Below are 22058 nucleotides of genomic sequence, written 5' to 3'. Positions count from 1 at the left end.
CGCCTTTCTACTTAACTAATGAAACAATTTTTTCTGCGCCGTCAGCCATTGATTCTGCAGCCGTAATATTTAATCCTGAGTCTTTAAGGATTTGCTTTCCTAGATCTACGTTTGTACCTTCTAGTCGAACGACAAGTGGAATTTCAAGACCTACTTGTTTTGTTGCTTCGACTACACCTTCAGCGATTACGTCACACTTCATGATTCCGCCGAAGATGTTGACATAGATACCTTTAACATTTTGATCTGAAAGGATGATCTTGAACGCCTCAGTAACTTTCTCAGCTGTAGCACCGCCCCCAACGTCAAGGAAGTTAGCAGGGTCGCCGCCATAATGCTTGATAATATCCATCGTAGACATGGCAAGACCTGCACCATTGACCATACAACCGATATTTCCTTCTAATGCAATATAGCTGAGTTCGTATTTTGAAGCCTCAATTTCCTTCGTATCTTCTTCATCAAGATCACGCAGCTCAAGGATATCCTTATGACGATAAAGCGCATTTGGATCAAAGTTAAGCTTCGCATCTAGCGCCATCACGTTACCATCACCAGTTGTTACTAGTGGATTGATCTCAGCGATGGAAGCATCTTTTTCAATAAAGGCTTTGTAAAGACCAAGCATAAACTTCACTGTCTTATTTACCATCTCTTTAGGGATATTAATGTTAAACGCTAGTCTTCTAGCTTGATAGCCTTGAAGACCAACTGCAGGATCGATTACTTCTTTGAAGATTTTCTCTGGCGTTTTTTCAGCCACTTCTTCAATTTCAGTACCGCCTTCTTCAGAAGCCATCATTACGACGCGAGATGTCGCACGATCGACTACTAGACCTACATAGTATTCGTTTTTAATGTCGCAACCTTCTTCGATAAGTAAGCGCTTTACTTCCTTACCTTCAGGACCCGTTTGATGAGTAACGAGTGTTTTACCGAGGATCTCCTCAGCATATGTACGTACTTCGTCGAGGTTCTTTGCAATCTTAACCCCACCGGCTTTGCCTCGACCACCAGCATGGATTTGAGCTTTCACTACATAAACGTCGCTCTCTAGTTGTTTAGCAACGTCCACCGCTTCTTTTGCGGAGTAAGCAACTTGTCCATTTGGGACTGAGACCCCATAACTTCTTAGGACTTCTTTTCCCTGATACTCATGGATATTCATTCTCTTGTCCTCCTATCCTACTCAATCAAGTCATTGACGACGTTTTCATTGTATAGAAAATTCCCACCGCTTGTCTACCCTTTTACTAAAAGTACCTTTTCTTTACATTACTTAAGTAGGATAATTGCTCTTCCTTAAGCATTGCTCACAGCCATTCTTTAGCAGTTTAGTGCGTTCAAAACAAAAAACTGCCGAGGCATCCTCAGCAGTAGCTATTTTTATTTTCGATCTTCTTGTTCTTTTTCACCTGGAGATTTTTTCTCCTGCTCCCGCTTTTGATGATCCGTTACAGACAAATCCCTTGCTGCTGCAGGAGTGTAGACACCAAACTCCTCACCTGCTTCTTCATAATACGGGTCATTTTTTTCTGGATGCAATCGATCGTTCACTTGGCTCTTCTCCTTCTAAGTAGAATAACCATAGTATCATCAATTTACAGGGATTCATGCATCAAAGCATTCCTAAACGTTCTCTCACAGGAGCAAACGTTTTACGATGTTCATTTGTGACACCATGACGGTCTAATGCTGTCAAATGCTCTTTTGTTCCATAACCAACGTGTCTTTCGAAGCCATACTGAGGATACCGTAGCGCGACCTTCTCCATCATGCGGTCTCGCGTAACTTTTGCAACGATCGAAGCAGCAGCGATACTTACACTTCTAGCATCTCCTTTGATTAAAGATTCTTGTTGGATCGATAGCGGAAGCTCCATCGCATCCACTAGTAAGAAGTCAGGAGAAACCGATAGCGCTCGGACTGCTTTCTGCATTGCTTTTTTTGTTGCGTGATAGATGTTGAGTTCGTCTATTTCCTCTGCGGTTATGACGCCTACCCCAACAGAGACAGAGTTTTCAAGAATCGCATCGTATAGTTCTTCAAGCTTTGCTGTAGAAAGCTTCTTCGAGTCCTGGAGGCCATAGATGGGGTTCTCACTATCTAAAATAACCGCAGAAGCCACTACAGGCCCCGCTAACGGGCCTCTTCCTACTTCATCGACTCCTGCTATGGTCGTAAACCCAGATGCACTGTATCGCTTCTCAAACACGCTCATCTCTTTATGTAATTCTTTAACTTTTTCGATTTGCTCCTTTTTTCTCTGTTCTTTCGCTAAAAGTTCTTTTACACCTTTTCTGTCATCAGATTGAAATTCAGCCCACTCTTCCTCTGAGTACTTCTTTTCTAGAATCATCGTTTTGATTTCGCTGATTGTTTTTTTGGAATTGCCCACACATTTCCCTCTTTCTTCTTTTGAAAATAATAAAAAAAGGCAAGGCAATGCCTTACCTTTCCTCCTCTGGCGTCTCAAGAGTCAGATCGCCAAGCTTACCACTTCTAAGTTCTCTAAGTACTGTTTCAGCAGTTTTATCGTAATCGATCCAACCACCGCCTAATAAGAACCCACGTTTTTTACCGATTTCATCAAATAATTCAACGATATCTTCTGGAATGTTGTCTAACTTATAGCGTTCCATCAGCCTGTTAGGATAGTGTTCGCCTAGGAATTTCAGGGTGAAGACTGCGACATCTTGAAAATCCAAGATCTCGTCTTTGATCGCGCCGGTTGCAGCAAGCTTATAACCGGTTTTCTGATCTTCAAACTTCGGCCATAGAATTCCTGGCGTATCGAGAAGATCCATTTCTTTTCCTACTTTGATCCATTGCTGTTTCTTAGTGATGCCTGGTCGATCGCCCGTTTTCGCAATCTTTTTACCTGCGAGCTTGTTGATCAGAGTCGATTTCCCTACGTTAGGAATACCAAGAATGAGCGCACGAACAGCACGCGGCTTCATCCCCTTCTCTACCATACGATCGAGCTTTTCGCTGACAAGCTCTCGCGCTGCAGCAGGAATCGATTTCACGCCCTTACCCGTGTGAGAATCGATCGGCAGAGCTTTGTGCCCCTGACGCTGGAAATACTCCTTCCATTCTGCTGTTTTCTGATCGTCAGCCATATCAGATTTGTTTAACAGGATTAGCCTCGGTTTAGAAGAAACGATCTCGTCGATCATTGGATTTCGAGACGAAAGTGGAATTCTAGCATCCACAATTTCAATTACAACATCGATCATTTTTAGTTTTTCAGTTATTTCCCGACGGGCTTTGGCCATATGCCCAGGGAACCATTGAATCGTCATGCAATCTCCACCTATTCCATTACTTGAATATCTGTTAGAGGCCAAAACACGATGTTCGCCTCTCCAATCACTTTATCTTTAGAAACAAAGCCGATTGAACGGCTATCTTTACTATGTTGTCGATTATCCCCCATAACGAACAAGTGCCCCTCTGGTACAGTCGTTTCACCTGTTAATCCGCTGAGGTCAAAATCATACGTTAAATTACCCGAAAGTAAATCGTTCTTAGCTGTATCTAGATACGGTTCCTCCACAAGTTGACCGTTCACATATAGGTTGTCATCTTTATATTCGATTTTATCACCTGGTAACCCGATGACGCGCTTAATGTAATCTCTTCCTTCAACAGCTTCAAAAACAACGATATCGAAGCGCTCTGGCTCACCAATATTATAGCTTATCTTATTTACAATCATTCGATCACGATCATGAAGTGTCGGCATCATGCTTTCACCATCTACGACGATAGGTGCAAATATGAAATAACGAACAGCTCCAGCAAGTATAAAAGCGATCACTAATGCTTTTATCCAATCCCAAGAATCTTTTTTCTCTCCTGTTTTTTCACTGCTCATGTTCGTTCTCCTCCTATGATGGATAGTTCCGGAATCATTAATTCCCTTTAATACCCTCTCACAAACCTATGCAAAGTTCATTTTACCATAGTAAATAGGACACCGATATCCTATAGAATAGAAAAAAGGAGCCTGACAGCGCAAGCTCCTTTTTCATAGATACCATTATTATCGAATTTCTTTAATACGAGCGGCTTTACCACGAAGTGCACGCAAGTAGTATAGCTTAGCACGGCGAACTTTACCGCGACGAACTACCTCAAGCTTAGCAACTTTTGGTGAATGTACAGGGAATGTACGCTCAACTCCAGTTCCGTAAGAAATCTTACGTACTGTGAACGTTTCGCTAATTCCGCCACCACGTCGTTTAATCACAACACCTTCGAATACCTGAATACGCTCACGAGTGCCTTCGACAACTTTAACGTGAACTTTAACAGTATCCCCTGGTCGGAAATTCGGAAGATCCGACTTAAGCTGTTCTTTTGTGATTTCCTGGATTAACTTGTGCATCAAGTAACCCTCCTTCCACACAGATGCTCTTATAAATAATGGTGCATTACAGCGGAACATCGTAATTCATGACTAATGCCACAAAAAATATCATAGCATAGCAGATATTAGATTACAAGGGAGAATCAATCAGATTCTTCTTTTATTTCGTTAAGGATTTTCTGCTCTTCTTTCGAAAGCTCCTTAGACTCTAACAAGTCTGGTCTTCTTGTCCAGGTTCGTCTGAGCGATTCCTTTAAACGCCATTTTTCGATCGCAGCATGGTTTCCTGACAGAAGCACGTCAGGCACAGCATGCCCTTCGTACGATGACGGTCGTGTATAGTGAGGATGCTCAAGAAGCCCGCTGCTGAATGAGTCCATCGGTGCTGAGCTCTTATTGCCTAACACCCCAGGCAGCAACCTCGTTACACTGTCGATGACAACCATGCTCGCAAGTTCTCCCCCGGTCAATACAAAATCTCCAATCGAGATTTCATCTGTAATAAGGTGCTCTCTAATTCTTTCATCATAACCCTCGTAATGACCGCACACAAAGATAAGGTGGTCTTCAGCTGCCAATTCTTCAGCTTTTGACTGTGTAAACCTTTCTCCCTGTGGACACATCAATATAACGCGAGGTTTTTTTGAGGGATCCGCGAGTGATGAGACAGCATCGAACACGGGCTGTGGCGTTAAGACCATACCAGCACCGCCCCCATAAGGATAATCGTCTACATTCTTATGCTTATTCGTACTGTACTCTCTGAAATTCGTCACTTGATAAGAAACAGCACCACTTTCCTGTGCACGTTTTAAGATCGAGTGATTAAACACACCTGTAAACATCTCAGGGAACAACGATAGTACATCGATCTTCATGCTAATCACGAAGTCCTTCCATTAAATGAACGATCACTTCACCCTTCGATAAGTCTACGCTTTTGACTACCTGATTGATGTAAGGAAGTAGCAAATCCTTTCCTCCACTAGCTTGTTGTACAACCCACACATCGTTTGCTCCTGGAGAAAGAATTTCTTTCACCTTACCAAGGTATTCTCCTTCGTCTGAGTGAACTTCAAGACCAATGATGTCACGATAATAAAATTCGTCTGCTTCTAACGTGCCAAGCTGTTCCTCTGTAATTTTAAGAATTCCCTCTTTCATATACTCGACCTCATTCAAGGAATGTAACCCTTCAAACGTAAGCAGATCGAACTGCTTATGTTTTCGATGAGAGCGAACAACCAACTGAATCGGCTCTTGGTTTTCTTTAAACAAAAAGAGTTTATTCCCTTCAGCATAGCGTTCTTCAGGGAAGTCAGTCCTAGAAATGACCCTTACCTCACCTCGAACACCATGTGTATTCACTATTTTCCCAACGTTTAACCATTGTGTCATGTTGTAATTTCCTTTCGTTTGAACTATGGGGTTATGCTTTGCACGATCCCATCTTTAATAATGATTTTACCTTTTTGCTCAGCAGCTTTCCACTCATCGCCCACTTCAATACTTTGGATGGCATCCACTTCCCCTTCATGTAGTTCGCTTTCTGGTGGAAGCTGCTCGATTTGTTCAATCTTATATTCGAGAATCGATATTTGCTCATTTCGAGAATGCAATTCCTTCTCGAATTGCTCACTGATCCACTCTTTATCAGAGGGACGTTTCTTCTGCAACCGTTTCTTTTCAAATTGCAGTTGTTCTCGTTCTTGATCGAGGATCGCGATCTCTTGATCCCACTTATCTATATAAAAAGCTCGACTAGATTCTGTCAACAGCTGCTTCACTTCATATTTCTTTATGATATTCATTTCAGTTTGCCTCCATGGTATAGAGGGATTTGGTTGTAACTTATTAAAAGGTGACTATGTAAAAAAAACTTACACCTTTAAAACAACAAAAAAGAGGAGTACGACTCCCCTTATACGATTTCTAACTGTACACGCGTGCCCGATTGCACTGCTGCTGCATTCATTACTGTTCGGATGGATTTAGCTACCTTACCATTCTTTCCAATCACTTTTCCCGTATCATTCGTATGAACATGGAGTTTATAAGTGACTTCCTTGCTTCCAGGTAGTTCTTCAACCATTACCTCATCAGGATAATCGACAAGGGCTTTAACGATCGTTTCAACGAGTTCCTTCATTTATTACCCCACCTTTTTAAGATGATGGAAAAAAATACACCAAAGGAGGCTTTACGATAAAGCCTCCCCCACGGTGTCATATTACTTTTGGTTTTTTGCGTTGTGTAGCTTTTCCATAAGACCTTCTTTAGAGAAAAGGTTACGGACTGTATCGGAAGGCTTAGCGCCTTTTAGCATCCAATCAAGAGCTTTTTCCTCGTTAATTTTAACGTCAACAGGATTAGCAACCGGATTATAAGTTCCGATTTCCTCGATGAAACGTCCGTCACGAGGAGCACGAGAATCTGCAACAACTACGCGGTAATAAGGGTTTCTTTTAGCACCCATACGTTTTAGACGAATTTTAACTGCCATGTGTTTCACCTCCAAAAAATACTCACATAAATAAATATAATATCATAAATTGTCACTCTTGTAAAGAGGAAATTTATTTCGTTTTTATTGCATGAATGGGAAGTTCATGCCCTTGCCTTTTTTCTTGCCACCTTTAGACATGTTGGTCATCTGTTTCATCATTTTCTTCATCTCATCAAATTGTTTCAAGAGACGATTGACGTCTTGTACAGATGTTCCACTGCCTGTAGCAATCCTCTTCTTGCGGCTCGCATTGATCACATCAGGCTGCTCTTTTTCAAGAGTGGTCATCGATTGAATGATCGCTTCAACTCGACCGATTTGTTTTTCATCAACGCTGACGTTTTTCATCGCCTTCTTGTTCATCCCAGGAATCATATCCATCAATTCATCAAGAGGGCCCATGCTGCGAACCTGTCCAAGTTGATCAAGAAAATCATCGAACGTAAAGCTCATCGTTCTCATTTTCTTCTCGAGCTCTTTTGCTTTGTCTTCATCCACTGAAGTTTGTGCTTTTTCAATTAGAGAGAGCACATCCCCCATCCCTAATATGCGGGACGCCATCCTTTCCGGATGAAATGGTTCGAGCGCATCAAGCTTTTCACCCATACCAGCAAACTTGATCGGTTTGTCAGTGACTGACTTGATCGATAGCGCAGCCCCTCCGCGAGTGTCACCATCAAGCTTTGTTAGAACAACACCAGTAATATCTAGTGCATCGTTAAAGTTTTCGGCTACGTTCACAGCGTCTTGTCCAGTCATTGCGTCTACTACTAAGAAAATTTCATCAGGTGTTACTGCTTCTTTTACGTCCTTCAGTTCTTGCATGAGGTCTTCATCGATATGAAGACGACCGGCCGTATCGATCAGTACATAATCCAAATGCTCTTCTTTTGCTTTTTCGATCGCTTTCGTGGCGATTTCGACAGGGCTTACCTGATCTCCCATCGAGAATACAGGCATGCTGAGCTGTTTACCTAGGGTTTCTAGCTGATTGATCGCTGCTGGACGATAGATATCCGCCGCAACGAGTAAAGGTTTTCGATTGTGCTTCTTTCGTAAATGGTTCGCAAGCTTCCCGACAGTTGTCGTTTTACCCGCACCCTGTAGACCAGCCATCATAATAACAGTTGGCGGACGGTTTGATACTGCGATTTTGCTTTGCTCTCCGCCCATAAGTGCAGTCAGCTCTTCATTGACTACTTTAATGACTTGCTGACCCGGCGTCAGGCTTTTCATTACTTCTTGCCCTACAGCCCGCTCCTTAACTTTATTAATGAACTGCTTCACGACTTTAAAGTTAACATCCGCTTCAAGTAGAGCTAACCTTACTTCACGCATCATCTCTTTGACGTCTGCTTCAGTAACTTTCCCTTTGCCGCGAATTTTCTGCAGGGTACCTTGCAGTCGGTCGGCTAAACCTTCAAATGCCATGTTTGCCGCCTCCTAATCGAGTTTTTCAAGAGATTTAATCAAGGTTAGAGCTTTCGAGTTTGGATCCTCTTGCTTGAGCACTTCAGTAAGCTCTTCAAACAACTCTTGACGCTTGTTGTATCTCTCGAATAGCAATAGTTTTGCTTCGTATTCTTCTATCATTTGTTCCGTTCGCTTAATGTTATCATAGACAGCCTGACGGCTAACTTGAAATTCTTCTGCGATCTCACCAAGGGAGTAGTCATCCAAATAGTACAATGCCATGTAATTCCTTTGTTTCGGAGTTAAGAGCGACTGGTAAAAGTCGAATAACGCATTCATACGCATTGTTTTTTCGAGCAATGGTAGCACCCCCTCGTGTTAAGGCAATCACCTTTACGTTAAATATACTACTATGCGTAAAATCATTTGTCAAGATTTTTTCTTAACACAATCTTTTCGTGATTTACTCTTCTTTTTCAACGTCTTCTTCGATGATCGAAGAGAAGAGTCCATAAACGAACGTATCAGCGTCAAACTCCTGTAAATCATCCATTTGCTCACCGAGTCCAACTAGCTTAACAGGGATATCTAGCTCATGTCGAATGGCTAAAACGATACCGCCTTTTGCAGTCCCATCGAGTTTCGTAAGAGCGATTCCTGAAACATCAGTCGATTGACTGAACTGCTTCGCCTGGCTCATCGCATTTTGACCAGTCGTCGCATCAAGAACGAGGATGACTTCATGTGGCGCATTCGGGATTTCCCTTTGAATCACGCGCTTCACTTTTTCAAGTTCGTTCATTAAGTTCACTTTGTTCTGAAGACGCCCAGCTGTATCACAAAGCAGGATGTCTGCTTTTCTGGACTTAGCTGATTGTACCGCATCGAACACGACAGCTGCAGGATCAGAACCTGCCTGATGCTTCACGACATCGACTCCGACACGCTCACCCCACACATCTAACTGTTCGATGGCACCAGCTCTAAACGTGTCACCAGCGGCTAACAGAACCTTTTTGTTCTCTTGCTTAAACTTGTGAGCAAGCTTCCCGATCGTAGTGGTTTTACCTACTCCGTTAACGCCAACGAACAAGAATACCGTTAATTCATCTTCTTGAATGTTCAACGAATTATCTTCTTCTTTGTGAAGCAATTCAGCAAGCTTTTCAGAGATAACGCTCTGAAGCGCTTCTGTGTCCTTGATGTTCCTTGTTCTCGCTTCATCTTTTAGAACATCAATCAGGTCCATTACTGTTGCTACACCCACGTCTGCGCTGATTAGTAATTCTTCTAGCTCTTCGAAAAATTCCTCATCAACTTTACGATAGTTCTTTACAAGGTCGTTCATTTTTGTAGAAAACGATGTTCGTGTTTTCTCGAGTCCATCTCTAAATTTCTCAGTCACATTATCCGATTGCGTTGTAAACTTGTCCTTTAGCTTTTTGAAAAAGCTCATTGAAATCCCCCCAAATTCTTATTGCGATATTAATTGTTTTGATTCTTCTAGTCTAACTGACACGAGTCTTGAAACGCCTGATTCCTGCATGGTCACACCATAAAGAACATCAGACTCCTCCATCGTACCCTTACGGTGCGTAATAACGATGAACTGTGTCTTCTCACTGAATTGTTTCAAATACCTCGCAAACCTATTCACATTCGCATCATCGAGTGCGGCTTCAACTTCATCTAGGACACAGAAAGGCACTGGGCGCACTTTTAGAATAGCAAACAGAAGCGCAATCGCCGTAAATGCTCGTTCTCCACCCGAAAGAAGAGCAAGGTGCTGAAGCTTTTTGCCTGGAGGCTGTGCGAGAATATCGACCCCGGTTGATAAGAGATTCTCAGGATCTGTGAGAACGAGATCCGCTTTTCCTCCCCCAAATAGTTCTTTGAACACTTGTTGGAACTGAGTTCGAATTTTCGTAAACGTATCTTCAAAACGCTTCTTCATTTCTTGGTCCATTTCACCGATTACCGTATAAAGGGTATCTTTTGCCTGTAACAAATCTTTTTGCTGCTCTGTTAAGAACGTATAGCGCTCATTCACACGCTCAAACTCATCGATCGCACCAAGGTTAACCGTCCCTAATTCATCGATTTCAAGCTTGATCAGCTTTAACTTCTTCTTTGCTTCACTAGCTTCGATCGTAAGCACATGCTTCTCTTTCGCTGCTTCATACGTTAATCCATACTCTTCACTTAGCATCGTGAGACGGTTTTCAAGTTCTACATCTAAACGGTTCACTTGTACTTCTGCAGCTTGCAGTAACCCTGCTGTCTGCTTTTCCTCATTCGATACTGCTTCATGTTCAGTACCTATCACATCGATCGTTCGCTGATGATTTGTTTTCACTTCTCTTTCTTCTTGTAGTGAAGCTAACAAACCGTCTTTTTCTTCTCTTAATTTCTTGATATTTTCATCAAGCTTTTCTTCACCAGTTGAATTAGATGACATCGCTTCATTTAGTAAGGAATGCTCTTCCATCGTTTCATTCAACTGATTCGTCGTTTCCTTTTGTTCTGAAGAAAGGCGATCGAGCGTTTCTTTTTGGTTCTGGAAGGACTGCTGATGTTCAGCTACTTTCACTTTTAACTCAGTGATTTCTGATTGGATCGTTTCCTTCGACGTTTGCTGAGATTGCTTTTTAAGCGTTAGTGCTTCGATCTTCTCTTCTAGTTCCTCTGCTTGTTTTGAGATCGTTTCTAAACGGTTCGATAAGTAGTCACTCCTGCTTTCATGCGTTTCTACTTCTTCTTCGATCGCGTTCTTCTCACGGTCATATAGCTGAAGTCGTTCGTTCGTATTTCGCTCTTCACTTTCGATTCCTCTTATATCTCCTAGAAGTGACTGCTCTTCTAGCCGGAGGTTTTCACCGTGCTCTCTCATCGTTTCAAGCTCTAATTCGAGTCTCTCAAGCTCTGCTTTCTCACGCTGAATTTCTTTTTCTACACCTACCGTCTTCTTTTCCATCTCTGCAAGCTTTGTTTCTAGAACTTCCAGTTCACGCTGTCTACTAAGTAAAGAAGTAGACTTTTGCTTCACACTTCCTCCGCTCATCGAACCACCAGGGTTTACAACGTCACCTTCGAGCGTCACGATACGGTTCTTGTACTGAACGATTTTAGCTAGTTCGTTCGCGCCTTTTAAGTCGTTTGCTACAAGGACCGAGCCTAATAAGTTTTCTAGGACGTTACGATACCTCTCATCAAACTCGATTAAGTCTGATGCGACGCCAACAAATGCCTTGTGATTCTTCACGCGTTCATAATCATATCCCGAAACTTTCCTCGACCGAATAACAGTTATCGGAAGAAACGTTGCTCGTCCTGAACGATTTTTCTTTAAAAATGATATCGCTCCGCGTCCTGCTCGTTCATCACTTACGACAACGCTTTGCATCGCACCACCTAGAGCTGTTTCCAGTGCTGTCTCTACTTGTTTTGGTACCGTCACAAGCTCCGCGATCGCACCCTCTATTCCTTCAAGGTCATTCCTAGCCTTCAGCACTTCTTTAACACCTTGATAGAAACCAGCGTAATCTTCCTGCATTTCCTCAAGCATTTGTTTCTTAGAACGATATTGCTGAATATATTGATAAGCTTGGTAGAGCTTTGATTCTTTTTCTCCGAGAGCTTTTTTCTTTTCTTCTACGTCATGCTTACTTTTATAAAACGAAGAAACATGAGCTTCGAGCTTCTTTTTTGAAGCTTTGAGAGATTTAGTCAGCTCTTTCTTTTTATCTTCTACCTCCGTCCGCTGTTTGATGAACTTATGGTTGTCCTCATCCAGTCTCTTTTTACGCTGTGAAAGAACAGTTAGCTGATCTTGGATGTAGCGATTTTCATTACGGATCGATGCTTGTTCATTCAACAGCTCAAAGTAATCGGACTTCATTCGGTCTAATTCTTGTTCGATATCTTGCTCGACATCAGCAAGTAACTCAGTTTCTTTCTTCAGCTGATCTTTCAATTGAGCTAATTCTTTTTTCTGGCGCTCAAACCTGCTTCGATGCTGAGTGATTTCATTTTCATAGTAGTTTTTCTTTTCGTTTAAAAAGTTGATTCGTTCTTTGAGATTCTCTTTGTTTTGATGAGCATTCTTTTTTCGTTCTTTAAGAACTTCTCTTTTCCCTTCGAGCTTTTCAAGTTCTTCACTTGTCTCGAGTAAGGTTTGCTGGAAACGCTCAATATTGTTTTCAGCTATGAGCAATTCTTGCTTTGCGTTTTCGAGTTCTTCCTTCTTGACTCGTACCGAATCTGAGATGTCTAATTCTTTCTGTTTTAACTCATCGAACTCAGCAGATTTCTTTCTCCAAGCAGCGTGAAACTCTTCGATCTCGTGAACGGTTAGAGCTGCTTCGATCTTTTCTAACTCTTCCCTTTTCTCAAGATAGTCTTTCGCTATCGAAGCTTGGATACGTAAAGGCTCTACTTGATCTTCGAGTTCATACAGAATATCTTCCACGCGGTGAAGGTTGTCCGCTGTTTCTTTTAATCGTGCTTCCGCTTTATGTTTCCGCGTTTTATATTTAAGAACTCCTGCCGCTTCTTCAAAGATCTTTCTTCTTTCTTCAGACTTGCTGCTTAATATTTCCTCAATTCGTCCTTGTCCGATGATTGAGAACGATTCTTTACCAAGTCCTGAATCCATAAAAAGTTCAATAATGTCTTTCAGACGGCATGTTTGATTGTTTAATAAGTATTCGCTATCACCAGAGCGATACACTCTTCTCGTAACGCTTACTTCGTTGTATTCGATCGGAAGGTATTGGTCATGATTATCGAGGGTCAATGTTACTTCTGCAAGATTGACAGCTCTTCGTGACTCACTACCTGAGAAAATAATATCTTCCATCTTCGAGCCTCTGAGTGATCTTGCAGACTGTTCGCCTAGCACCCATCGGATCGCGTCATTTATATTACTTTTGCCGCTTCCGTTTGGACCGACAACTGATGTAACTCCTGGAACAAACTCTACTGAAATTTTATCGGCGAATGATTTAAAGCCGACTACATCTAATCGTTTGAGGAACATCAATTTTTCCCCCTCATCTGTTTCATATCTATGTATGCTATAAACTAACTGTCTTATTTTATCATAAATTCCTATAGCCTACGATACAATGCGTGATCCATGTTACAATAGGAAAAGCTCCTGAATTCTTCATCTAAAGACGGATTTGAGCGAGATTGTGTAAAAAGGCAGGTGGTACATAATGGATCTATCTAACAAAACAGAAGAAAACCTTACATTTATGGTTGAAGGCATTAAAGAAAAGCTTCAAGTAATTAACGCCGCCATGATCAAGCCAGAATCTTTTGACCTCTCTACTTACGATGATATTCATGAAATTTACACGATGGTCAATAAGAAAGAGTCGCTTACTCCGGGTGAAATGCAGGCTTTGCTTGCTGAACTAGGTAAGCTTCGCACAGCATAATGAGTTGATCATATACGTAAAAAGAATCCTGTTGATCAGGATTCTTTTTGATTACTTTCTTTTAAATTTAGAAGCGCTTGTTGTGCCGCCTTCTGTTCAGCTTCTTTTTTGGAACGTCCTACACCGATTCCAAGGTCAGCTCCGTTCAGCGTAACTTTGGACGCAAACTCGCGATTGTGCGCTGGCCCTTTTTCATCCGTGATGACATAATCAATGACCCCAAGGCTTTCACGCTGAATCACTTCTTGAAGCTGGCTTTTATAATCCATCACATGCGAAAAAGCACCGGCGTTAATCTTCGGATAGACAAACTTCTCTAGAAAGCCAAAAACCACTTCTATGCCTTGATCAAGATAGAGTGCACATATAAATGATTCGAACACATCGGCAAGAAGTGCTGGTCTTGCTCTTCCACCCGTCATTTCCTCACCCTTACCAAGAAGGACAAGATGCCCAAAATTGAGATCGTTAGCAAACTGCACGAGCGATGGCTCACATACGATGGCCGCTCGTAGTTTCGTTAGCTCTCCTTCACTCATATTCGGGTATTTTTCAAACAGGTACCGTGATATTGTAAGTTCAAGTACAGCATCACCAAGAAATTCTAGACGTTCATTATCCATCTGCGGATGCAGTCGATGCTCATTCACATATGATGAATGAGTAAATGCCTGGTAAAGAAGTTGCTCATTATTAAAAGAAACATCAATTTCTTTGAGAAACTGAGCGAACTTTTCTTTCGCAGTGTCCCCAACCACGAGTTGTCGTGAATGCTTAGGTTTAAAACGTCTTTTTGTTTTTTGTGTGTGTTTGTGTGATTTGGACATAAATACCTCCACGACTAATCAAAATCTTCTACATAGAAAGGGAATAAAGCCCCGCATCTACGGGGCTTAATCCACCAATTCAGGAAATTCCCGAATATTAATTTTGGCTATTTATGTAATCAATTACATCGCCAACTGTTACGATCTTCTCAGCGTCCTCGTCTGAGATTTCCATGTCAAACTCATCTTCAAGCTCCATAACTAATTCCACAACATCCAGGGAATCGGCACCAAGGTCATCTTTAAAAGAAGCTTCAGGTTTAACTTCAGACGCTTCGACTCCAAGACGATCAACGATGATTTTTGTTACACGCTCTAGTGTATCTGCCATTATACTCACCTCCCCTCAAGCTATTATAGGATATCTAAAAGAAAAAAACTAGATGTACAATTTTTCTCTTCTGTTACATCACCATTCCGCCATCGATGTGGAGGGTTTGACCGGTGATATAGTTTGCGTCATCAGAAGCAAGAAACTTTACTGCTTTTGCAATATCTTCAGCTGCGCCAAGTCTTCCAAGAGGAATCTGACCTTTCATTCCGCTCTTCACCTCTTCAGATAGTTCATCTGTCATATCTGTTTCGATGAACCCAGGTGCAAGAGCATTGACCGTAATATTACGGCTAGCAAGTTCTTTTGCAGTCGTTTTTGTTAAGCCAATTACGCCTGCTTTCGCGGCTACATAGTTCGCCTGGCCTGCATTTCCTGCAACACCAACGACTGATGCTACATTGATGATACGGCCATAGCGCTGTTTCATCATTTGGCGCGTCACAGATTTCGTACAGTTAAATACACCTTTGAGGTTCGTATTGATTACATCGTCCCACTCTTGCTCTTTCATACGCATCAATAGGTTATCTCTTGTTATCCCAGCGTTGTTAACCAAAACATCGAGACTACCGAACTCTGAGATGACTTCCTTAACCATTCCTTGTACTTCTTCCATATTACCAACGTTCGCCTGGATCGCAATGGCTTGACCGCCAGCAGCTTTGATTTCTTCAACAACCTCGTTCGCTTTCGCTTCACTACCCGCATAGTTAACAGCTACGTTCATCCCCTCTGAAGCAAGTTGAAGTGCGATAGCTCGTCCGATCCCGCGAGATCCGCCAGTAACGAGTGCCGATTTTTTCTCTGCCATGATTATTCCTCCCCTAGCTTTTCCATTAGTTGATCAAGTTGTTCAGGTGTACTTACTGCATGAACAAATGCACGACGGTTTACTTTCTTAACTAATCCTGAAAGAACATTTCCTGGTCCTACTTCAATAAATCGATCAACACCGAGATCCATCAGTTTACGAATCGTATCTTCAAATAGAACGGGTGAATAAATCTGTTGCAGCAAGTTGCTCTTGATTTCTTCAGCTGATGTAGAAGGTTCTGCTGATACGTTCGCGATCACTGGCACTGAAGCATCAGAAATCGTGATAGACTCTAAGATTGCAGACATCTTTTCCGCTGCCGGCTTCATTAAGCTTGAGTGAAATGGGCCGCTAACTTGTAGAGGGATTACCCTTCTCGCACCATTTTCCTTTGCGACTTCAGACGCTTTTTCAACTCCAGCTTTTGCTCCTGAAATGACGATTTGACCAGGGCTATTCAAGTTGGCTAGCTGAACAGTGTCAGTCGATTCAGACACATCATCCACTATTTTCTGAAGCTCGTCACGGTCCATGCCCATGATTGCTGCCATCGCCCCTTCACCTGCAGGAACAGCTTCTTCCATGTAAAGACCTCGATTTCTAACAGCATAGACAGCATCAGAAAACGACATAGCACCTGAAGCAACTAGTGCAGAGTATTCACCGAGACTATGTCCTGCGGTATAATCTGGCGTAATTCCTTTTTCTTTAAGCGCTTCTAAAACTGCTACACTCGTTGTTACAAGAGCTGGCTGCGTGTTCTCTGTTTTTGTAAGGGTTTCGATCGGCCCGTTCATGATTAGTTTCGTAAGGTCGTAGTCGAGACGGTTATCCGCTTCACTGAAAATCTTTTCTGAAGCAGAATAAACTTCGATAAAGTCTTTCCCCATTCCTACTGCTTGTGAACCTTGACCTGGAAATAAAAATGCTGTTTTTCCCATTACTGATCTCCTTCCTTCTTCTCTTCAAGAGAAGTTTTGATTTCAGTTACGACATTTCCTGTTACCATCATTCGAGCTTGTCTTATTGCACTGAAAACAGCCCGTCCGTTTGAGGAGCCATGAGCTTTAATAACTGGAGCACGTAAGCCAAACAATCCAGCTCCACCGTACTCAGAGTAATCTAGCTTGTTTTTCAAGTTTTTCAACTTTGGCTTCAGAACTCCAGCAGCTACCTTACTAGTGAAAGAACTTGTGAGCTCTTCTTTTAGCATTGTAAACATCGTAAGTGCGGTTCCCTCGATCGTTTTAAGCACTAAATTTCCGGAAAATCCGTCGCATACGACGACATCCGCTGCATTGCTCAATATATCTCGTGATTCAACGTTCCCAACAAAATTTAAACCACTTTCTTGTAACAAAGTGAATGCTTGTTTACTAAGTTCGTTCCCTTTCCCTTCTTCTGTACCGATGTTCAGTAAGCCGATGCGAGGAGAGTCGATTCCACGAACTTTCTCTGCATAAACAGCACCCATCTGTGCATATTGAAGCAAGTGCTCAGGCTTTGCGTCCATATTCGCACCAACATCAAGTAAAAGAAAACCTTTTTCATCGATCGTCGGAAGAGTTGGAGCAAGGCCTGGTCGTTCGATCCCCTCGATCCGTCCTACATAGAGCAAGCCGGCTGCCATGAGTGCTCCTGTATTTCCTGCAGAAATGCAGGCATCCGCTCTACCTTCTTTAACTTCGTTCACAGCGAGTACCATCGACGCTTTCTTCTTTCTTCTTGCTGCACGTACTGGCTGATCTTCTGACGATATGTATTCATCCGTATGTAGTACTGTTATTCGCTCTTTACTCCCAGATAGTAAGGGATTGATTTGATTTTCGTCTCCTACGATGGTTACTGAAAGATCTTTATACGTTTCTAAGGCTTCATAAACCCCATCGATGATCGCTTTAGGAGCGTTGTCCCCACCCATCGCATCTATTGCAAGTCTCATGTTAGTTCAGCTTCCTTTCAAGGTTTAGTAGAGCGATACATCACAAACTCACCCGAAAATACATTTTCATTCTGAACAAAGCTATTGACCTCGACCGTTGTTCTTCCTTTACTATTGTCGGTAACATTTGCTTTGGCTATCACTCGTTCGCCTTCCTTAACCTGTCTTGAAAAACGAATATTCGCTTTTGCAGTTAAGGCAAGCTCATCATTGATAATCGCAACTGCTAACGAATTCGCTTGTGCGAAAAGATGATGACCCCGAGCGATTTTATTTCTAGAAAAAACATGTTCTGGTCGGATATCTAGAATTGAAATCGCATTTTCATCTAATTGTAGGTCGATGACTTGACCGATCACTTCTTCCATCGGGAGAGCTTTCACCTCATCAAACTGCTGCTGGGCAACATACTTGATCCGCTCTCTTAATTCTGGAATAGATAGTTCAAGGCGATCTAATCTGATTGTTTGAATGCTCACGTTAAATTTATCTGCAAGTTCCTCATCGGTTATAAAAGGTGTTTTTTCGATTGTCTCTTTTAATAACGTTTGACGTTCTCTCTTACTCCTCTTCACTCTCTACCGCCGCCTATCTAGCATTAATAAACGGATAAAGAGGATCCTATGATCCTCTTTATCTCAGTCTTATGACTAGGTCCTAAAACGTAGTATATAATGTAAGCCGCGTTTTTGCAAGCTAATCAAGCTTCTCGCCACTTAATACCCCTTCTTTCGATAAATAGGTTCTAAGACGACGATAAGCGTTATCTTCCCAAAACGCCGTAGATTCAACGAGTGCTGAAGCATCTTGACGTGCTACTTCAAGAACGCGATAGTCGTGGACAAGATCGGCAACTTTGAACTCCGGCAAACCACTTTGCTTTCTTCCAAAGAAATCTCCTGGGCCACGAAGCTCGAGGTCACGCTGTGATAACACAAAGCCATCGTTCGACTCTGTCATAATCTGCATGCGCTCCTTCCCGACTTCTGATTTAGGATCAGCAAGTAAAATACAGTAAGACTGATCGCTCCCTCGTCCTACTCGACCTCGTAACTGGTGAAGCTGAGCTAACCCAAAACGCTCGGCATCATAAATGACCATGATCGTTGCGTTCGGTACGTTAACGCCGACCTCGACAACCGTTGTGGATACCAATAGCTGAACGTCATTACGGCTGTAGGCTTCCATTACGGCTTCCTTTTCATCAGAACTTAGTCTTCCATGCATCAATCCCACTTGATAATTAGGTAGTGCAGTTTGCATTTGAGCATGAACATCGATTGCATTTTGGACATCCAGTTTCTCTGACTCTTCAATAAGAGGACAGATGACGTACCCTTGACGGCCTTGATCAAGCTCTTTCGTCACAAAGTCGAGCACTCTTGAGAGCATATCCGGCTTAGCCCAATACGTCTCGATCGGTTTTCTGCCAGCCGGCATCTCATCGATCGTCGAAACATCCATATCACCGAATACAGAGATGGCAAGCGTTCGAGGGATCGGTGTCGCTGTCATGTAAAGGACATCCGGAGTCAAACCTTTTTCTTTTAGCACCCTTCTTTGCATAACACCAAAGCGGTGCTGCTCATCGGTAATAACTAAACCAAGATGCTTAAAAACAACTTCATCCTGAATGAGCGCATGAGTACCGATCAACAAATCGATCTCTCCACTTGCCAATCGTTCAAGAAGCTCTCTTCGCTTCTTCCCTTTTATCGAACCAGTTAACAGTTCTACGTTCAGCCTGTCTCCTAAAAGGTCTTCAAATGATTCAAAATGCTGCTCAGCAAGAATTTCTGTAGGTACCATTAAAGCACCTTGATTTCCTGAGAGGTACGTAGCAAAAAGTCCGATCGCTGCTACGACCGTTTTACCTGAACCTACGTCCCCTTGAAGCAACCGATTCATGCGATACGGGCTTTCCATGTCGTTTAAAATTTCTCCTACGACTCTATCTTGTGCTCCTGTTAGAGGAAAAGGAAGACTCTTAATAAATCCCTCCAGATCCTTTCTACTATAATGGTGAGAAGACCCCTTTGTATTTTCTCTCTCCCTCTTTCGGAACAGCTGCATCTTCAGCTGAAATTGCAGCAGCTCCTCGTACACAAACCTTCTTCTCGCCTGCTTTAAATGCTCGTGCGATTGTGGTGCATGCATCGTTTCGATGGCTTCTCTTCTATTCATAAGCTTGTACCGCTCTAACATTTGAGGGGGAAGCGTCTCTTCGATTTCACTTGCAAATTGTTTTAAAGCAAGCTGAATGTAGCGCTTGATCGCTTTCACTGTTATGTCTCCACCTACTGGATAAACAGGCTCGATCGTACCATCTGGGTTGTGAGGCGAGAAAGTAATCTCAGAAGCGGACAAGGTCATCTTATGTTGGTCCCATTTACCAGTTACGGTGACCGTCTGTCCGAGTGAGAACTGCTTTTTAAGAAAAGCACGATTAAAAAAAACGGCTGTAATGAGGAATCTTCCCACTAACAGCCTTACAGACAGTCTAGACTTTTTCTTTCCATAGTAGCGAACGGCAGGTTCACTGTGAACCTTTCCTTCAAGTGTAGCTCTCTCCTCATGCTTAACATCCGCTAAATCTTTCAGTTCATAGTCCTCATATCGAAAAGGAAAATATTCTACTAAGTCCGATATGCTATTGATTCCGATCGATGAAAGAGAAGCAGCTTTCTCATCACCTATTCCTTTGATTTTCGTGAGTTCAGTCACCTTCATTCACTCATTTCTTATCCAGGGATACTCCAAAGATCCTGGCTTCTAATTCTCGTCCAGTCGGTGTTGCTGCAAGACCTCCTTGCGCTGTTTCACGTAGGGCAGAAGGCATCGTTTGACCGATTTTATACATCGCATCGATCACTTCATCACAAGGAATTCGGCTCTTAATTCCTGCTAGTGACATATCTGCAGCTACAAGAGCATTGGATGCACCCATTGCATTCCTTTTAACACAAGGAACTTCTACAAGACCTGCAACAGGGTCGCATACTAATCCAAGCATATTTTTAAGCGCGATTGCAAAAGCGTGTGAAGACTGTTCAGGCGTTCCACCCATAAGTTCAACGATTGCAGCTGCAGCCATCCCTGTAGCTGAACCTACCTCCGCTTGACATCCACCTGCAGCCCCTGAAATGGAAGCATTGTTAGCAACAACGAAACCGAAAGCTCCTGATGTGAAGAGATAGTTCACCATTTGTTCTCTCGTTGGATTCACCTTTTCTCTGATTGCAAATAATGTTCCAGGAACAACTCCTGCTGATCCAGCTGTTGGCGTTGCGCAAATCGTACCCATCGCTGCATTGACTTCGTTTGTTGCCATCGCTTTACTAACTGCATCGAGCATCGTTTCACCAGAAAGAGATTTCCCTGATTTTAGGTAAGTTTGAAGCAGGACCGCATCTCCACCTGTTAAACCAGAGTGAGACCGAACGTCTTCTGTAATACCTCGCTCTACAGCTTGCTCCATTACCTCAAGGTTCCTTTCCATTTGACCAACGACTTGTTCACGCGTCGAACTTCTAACTTCCATTTCTTGTTCGATCATGATTTCTGAAATCGGCACATTTCTTGATTGTGCTAGCTCAACTAATTCTGCTACATTACGAAACATAGCGACTCCTCCTTTATATGTTATTCACTGATTTTTGCTACTTGAAGAATGTTCGGGAGTGATTCGACTTCATCGAGCACTACTTGAGGTATGTTTTGATCAACTTCTATCGTCATGAGGGCTTCTTTCCCCTTTTCTTTCCTCGAAACGTTCATGTGTCCAATATTGATTTCATGCTTCGCTAGTAAGTTCGATACTCCTGCGATCGCACCGAACCGATCATTGTGAACAACAAGGATAGCTGGACTGTTTCCAGACAGGCCAAGTGCAAAGCCATTTAATTCGATCACTTCCATTTTACCGCCACCGATTGAGATCCCTACTAGTTCCAGCTCACCTTTATCGTCTTTCAAGTGCACCCTAGCTGTGTTCGGATGATCAGTGACAGCATCTTCCTCAATGAACCTTACCTTTATCTTTTTCTCTTTCGCTATTGTAAGCGCATTCACAATTCGTTCATCAAACGTGTCAAAATCTAGGACACCACCCACTAACGCCACATCAGTTCCATGTCCTTTGTATGTTTTAGCAAATGACCCATACAAAGAAATCGTGATGCTTTGTGGCTCGCGACCAAATAGATGTCTAGCTACTCGTCCGATTCTTGCTGCACCTGCTGTATGTGAACTTGAAGGGCCGATCATTACTGGACCGATAATATCAAAGACACTGCGAAACTTCACATCGACTCCACCTTTCGTTATGTACACCTAATGAACACTATCGTTAATAGCAGAAAAAGAAAACCTGGCATGTGCCACGTTTCTTTTTCTGCTTTATT

At 42.6% G+C, this 22058-nt stretch carries 25 protein-coding genes; 1 reads left to right on the top strand and 24 read right to left on the bottom strand.

Annotated elements, in window-relative coordinates; all coding sequences use genetic code 11:
• Positions 1-7: 7 nt before the first annotated feature.
• From sucC to smc, 15 genes are all read right to left on the bottom strand, one after another.
• A complete protein-coding gene (sucC, locus tag ACXAHI_RS01695) occupies positions 8-1168 on the bottom strand; it encodes an ADP-forming succinate--CoA ligase subunit beta (protein ID WP_270181852.1) in 1161 nt (386 codons plus the stop codon).
• Between the two features lie 218 nt (positions 1169-1386).
• Positions 1387-1557: a hypothetical protein gene (locus ACXAHI_RS01690; protein WP_474845458.1), complete on the bottom strand. Its 171-nt coding sequence runs from the start codon at positions 1555-1557 to the stop codon at positions 1387-1389.
• A 61-nt stretch (positions 1558-1618) separates the two neighbouring features.
• Positions 1619-2398 carry a ribonuclease HII gene (locus ACXAHI_RS01685; protein ID WP_474845456.1) on the bottom strand — a complete coding sequence of 260 codons (780 nt, stop codon included), beginning with the start codon at positions 2396-2398 and terminating at the stop codon, positions 1619-1621.
• 52 nt (positions 2399-2450) lie between these two features.
• Complete coding sequence (ylqF, locus tag ACXAHI_RS01680) at positions 2451-3305, bottom strand: ribosome biogenesis GTPase YlqF (RefSeq protein ID WP_474845454.1); 855 nt, start codon at positions 3303-3305, stop codon at positions 2451-2453.
• A gap of 11 nt (positions 3306-3316) precedes the next feature.
• On the bottom strand, positions 3317-3880 hold the full coding sequence (gene lepB, locus ACXAHI_RS01675) for a signal peptidase I (protein WP_474845452.1): 564 nt from the start codon (positions 3878-3880) through the stop codon (positions 3317-3319).
• 168 nt (positions 3881-4048) lie between these two features.
• On the bottom strand, positions 4049-4393 hold the full coding sequence (gene rplS, locus ACXAHI_RS01670) for a 50S ribosomal protein L19 (RefSeq protein ID WP_224882090.1): 345 nt from the start codon (positions 4391-4393) through the stop codon (positions 4049-4051).
• A 125-nt stretch (positions 4394-4518) separates the two neighbouring features.
• A complete protein-coding gene (gene trmD, locus ACXAHI_RS01665; RefSeq protein WP_270182065.1) occupies positions 4519-5253 on the bottom strand; it encodes a tRNA (guanosine(37)-N1)-methyltransferase TrmD in 735 nt (244 codons plus the stop codon).
• 1 nt (position 5254) lies between these two features.
• A complete protein-coding gene (gene rimM, locus ACXAHI_RS01660) occupies positions 5255-5773 on the bottom strand; it encodes a ribosome maturation factor RimM (protein ID WP_474845450.1) in 519 nt (172 codons plus the stop codon).
• Positions 5774-5796: 23 nt separating this feature from the next.
• On the bottom strand, positions 5797-6186 hold the full coding sequence (locus tag ACXAHI_RS01655) for a YlqD family protein (RefSeq protein WP_270181847.1): 390 nt from the start codon (positions 6184-6186) through the stop codon (positions 5797-5799).
• A gap of 110 nt (positions 6187-6296) precedes the next feature.
• Positions 6297-6524, bottom strand: coding sequence for a KH domain-containing protein (locus ACXAHI_RS01650; RefSeq protein ID WP_270181846.1), 228 nt, complete (start codon positions 6522-6524; stop codon positions 6297-6299).
• Positions 6525-6605: 81 nt separating this feature from the next.
• Positions 6606-6878 (bottom strand): 30S ribosomal protein S16, encoded by a 273-nt coding sequence (gene rpsP / locus ACXAHI_RS01645; RefSeq protein WP_270181845.1) that lies wholly within the window; start codon positions 6876-6878, stop codon positions 6606-6608.
• Positions 6879-6962: 84 nt separating this feature from the next.
• The gene (gene ffh, locus ACXAHI_RS01640; protein WP_270181844.1) at positions 6963-8312 is read right to left on the bottom strand and encodes a signal recognition particle protein; all 1350 of its coding nucleotides are present in this window, start codon (positions 8310-8312) and stop codon (positions 6963-6965) included.
• Positions 8313-8324: 12 nt separating this feature from the next.
• The gene (locus tag ACXAHI_RS01635; protein WP_474812101.1) at positions 8325-8654 is read right to left on the bottom strand and encodes a putative DNA-binding protein; all 330 of its coding nucleotides are present in this window, start codon (positions 8652-8654) and stop codon (positions 8325-8327) included.
• Between the two features lie 103 nt (positions 8655-8757).
• Positions 8758-9750 (bottom strand): signal recognition particle-docking protein FtsY, encoded by a 993-nt coding sequence (gene ftsY, locus ACXAHI_RS01630; protein WP_474812102.1) that lies wholly within the window; start codon positions 9748-9750, stop codon positions 8758-8760.
• A gap of 18 nt (positions 9751-9768) precedes the next feature.
• Positions 9769-13332, bottom strand: coding sequence for a chromosome segregation protein SMC (gene smc, locus ACXAHI_RS01625; protein WP_474845448.1), 3564 nt, complete (start codon positions 13330-13332; stop codon positions 9769-9771).
• A 181-nt stretch (positions 13333-13513) separates the two neighbouring features.
• On the opposite strand from smc, the gene ACXAHI_RS01620 reads away from it, so the two are divergent.
• On the top strand, positions 13514-13738 hold the full coding sequence (locus ACXAHI_RS01620) for a DUF1128 domain-containing protein (RefSeq protein WP_474845446.1): 225 nt from the start codon (positions 13514-13516) through the stop codon (positions 13736-13738).
• Between the two features lie 35 nt (positions 13739-13773).
• On the opposite strand, the gene rnc is transcribed toward ACXAHI_RS01620, so the two are convergent.
• From rnc to sdaAB, 9 genes are all read right to left on the bottom strand, one after another.
• Positions 13774-14565 carry a ribonuclease III gene (gene rnc / locus ACXAHI_RS01615; RefSeq protein ID WP_474845444.1) on the bottom strand — a complete coding sequence of 264 codons (792 nt, stop codon included), beginning with the start codon at positions 14563-14565 and terminating at the stop codon, positions 13774-13776.
• A gap of 97 nt (positions 14566-14662) precedes the next feature.
• Positions 14663-14896, bottom strand: a complete 234-nt coding sequence (gene acpP, locus ACXAHI_RS01610; RefSeq protein ID WP_270181839.1) for an acyl carrier protein — start codon at positions 14894-14896, stop codon at positions 14663-14665.
• A 73-nt stretch (positions 14897-14969) separates the two neighbouring features.
• Positions 14970-15710: a 3-oxoacyl-[acyl-carrier-protein] reductase gene (gene fabG, locus ACXAHI_RS01605; RefSeq protein WP_474845442.1), complete on the bottom strand. Its 741-nt coding sequence runs from the start codon at positions 15708-15710 to the stop codon at positions 14970-14972.
• 2 nt (positions 15711-15712) lie between these two features.
• The gene (gene fabD, locus ACXAHI_RS01600; protein WP_474845440.1) at positions 15713-16654 is read right to left on the bottom strand and encodes an ACP S-malonyltransferase; all 942 of its coding nucleotides are present in this window, start codon (positions 16652-16654) and stop codon (positions 15713-15715) included.
• The gene (plsX, locus tag ACXAHI_RS01595) at positions 16654-17655 is read right to left on the bottom strand and encodes a phosphate acyltransferase PlsX (RefSeq protein WP_474845439.1); all 1002 of its coding nucleotides are present in this window, start codon (positions 17653-17655) and stop codon (positions 16654-16656) included. Before plsX ends, fabD begins: the two co-directional genes overlap by 1 nt.
• 17 nt (positions 17656-17672) lie before the next feature.
• Entirely contained in the window at positions 17673-18230 is a 558-nt protein-coding gene (gene fapR / locus ACXAHI_RS01590; RefSeq protein WP_474845437.1) for a transcription factor FapR, read from the bottom strand.
• A 121-nt stretch (positions 18231-18351) separates the two neighbouring features.
• Entirely contained in the window at positions 18352-20385 is a 2034-nt protein-coding gene (gene recG / locus ACXAHI_RS01585) for an ATP-dependent DNA helicase RecG (RefSeq protein WP_474845436.1), read from the bottom strand.
• Positions 20386-20389: 4 nt separating this feature from the next.
• The gene (gene sdaAA / locus ACXAHI_RS01580) at positions 20390-21277 is read right to left on the bottom strand and encodes an L-serine ammonia-lyase, iron-sulfur-dependent, subunit alpha (RefSeq protein ID WP_474845434.1); all 888 of its coding nucleotides are present in this window, start codon (positions 21275-21277) and stop codon (positions 20390-20392) included.
• Positions 21278-21297: 20 nt separating this feature from the next.
• A complete protein-coding gene (gene sdaAB, locus ACXAHI_RS01575; protein WP_474845432.1) occupies positions 21298-21960 on the bottom strand; it encodes an L-serine ammonia-lyase, iron-sulfur-dependent subunit beta in 663 nt (220 codons plus the stop codon).
• Between the last annotated feature and the right edge of the window lie 98 nt (positions 21961-22058).

This window comes from Anaerobacillus sp. ABD4_527 (assembly GCF_056160805.1).
Note: the sequence above shows the minus strand (reverse complement) of the source record. Positions and strands in the feature narration are given on the sequence as shown.

What these genes read in the sequence shown, in the direction of transcription:
- fabD (WP_474845440.1), bottom strand. Translation starts at nt 16,654, where the DNA reads ATGGGAAAAACAGCATTTTTATTTCCAGGTCAAGGTTCACAAGCAGTA.
- ffh (WP_270181844.1), bottom strand. Translation starts at nt 8,312, where the DNA reads ATGGCATTTGAAGGTTTAGCCGACCGACTGCAAGGTACCCTGCAGAAA.
- acpP (WP_270181839.1), bottom strand. Translation starts at nt 14,896, where the DNA reads ATGGCAGATACACTAGAGCGTGTAACAAAAATCATCGTTGATCGTCTT.
- ACXAHI_RS01655 (WP_270181847.1), bottom strand. Translation starts at nt 6,186, where the DNA reads ATGAATATCATAAAGAAATATGAAGTGAAGCAGCTGTTGACAGAATCT.
- ylqF (WP_474845454.1), bottom strand. Translation starts at nt 3,305, where the DNA reads ATGACGATTCAATGGTTCCCTGGGCATATGGCCAAAGCCCGTCGGGAA.
- smc (WP_474845448.1), bottom strand. Translation starts at nt 13,332, where the DNA reads ATGTTCCTCAAACGATTAGATGTAGTCGGCTTTAAATCATTCGCCGAT.
- rpsP (WP_270181845.1), bottom strand. Translation starts at nt 6,878, where the DNA reads ATGGCAGTTAAAATTCGTCTAAAACGTATGGGTGCTAAAAGAAACCCT.
- trmD (WP_270182065.1), bottom strand. Translation starts at nt 5,253, where the DNA reads ATGAAGATCGATGTACTATCGTTGTTCCCTGAGATGTTTACAGGTGTG.
- recG (WP_474845436.1), bottom strand. Translation starts at nt 20,385, where the DNA reads ATGAAGGTGACTGAACTCACGAAAATCAAAGGAATAGGTGATGAGAAA.
- ACXAHI_RS01650 (WP_270181846.1), bottom strand. Translation starts at nt 6,524, where the DNA reads ATGAAGGAACTCGTTGAAACGATCGTTAAAGCCCTTGTCGATTATCCT.
- rnc (WP_474845444.1), bottom strand. Translation starts at nt 14,565, where the DNA reads ATGTCCAAATCACACAAACACACACAAAAAACAAAAAGACGTTTTAAA.
- rplS (WP_224882090.1), bottom strand. Translation starts at nt 4,393, where the DNA reads ATGCACAAGTTAATCCAGGAAATCACAAAAGAACAGCTTAAGTCGGAT.
- ftsY (WP_474812102.1), bottom strand. Translation starts at nt 9,750, where the DNA reads ATGAGCTTTTTCAAAAAGCTAAAGGACAAGTTTACAACGCAATCGGAT.
- sdaAA (WP_474845434.1), bottom strand. Translation starts at nt 21,277, where the DNA reads ATGTTTCGTAATGTAGCAGAATTAGTTGAGCTAGCACAATCAAGAAAT.
- lepB (WP_474845452.1), bottom strand. Translation starts at nt 3,880, where the DNA reads ATGAGCAGTGAAAAAACAGGAGAGAAAAAAGATTCTTGGGATTGGATA.
- fabG (WP_474845442.1), bottom strand. Translation starts at nt 15,710, where the DNA reads ATGGCAGAGAAAAAATCGGCACTCGTTACTGGCGGATCTCGCGGGATC.
- sucC (WP_270181852.1), bottom strand. Translation starts at nt 1,168, where the DNA reads ATGAATATCCATGAGTATCAGGGAAAAGAAGTCCTAAGAAGTTATGGG.
- rimM (WP_474845450.1), bottom strand. Translation starts at nt 5,773, where the DNA reads ATGACACAATGGTTAAACGTTGGGAAAATAGTGAATACACATGGTGTT.
- plsX (WP_474845439.1), bottom strand. Translation starts at nt 17,655, where the DNA reads ATGAGACTTGCAATAGATGCGATGGGTGGGGACAACGCTCCTAAAGCG.
- ACXAHI_RS01620 (WP_474845446.1), top strand. Translation starts at nt 13,514, where the DNA reads ATGGATCTATCTAACAAAACAGAAGAAAACCTTACATTTATGGTTGAA.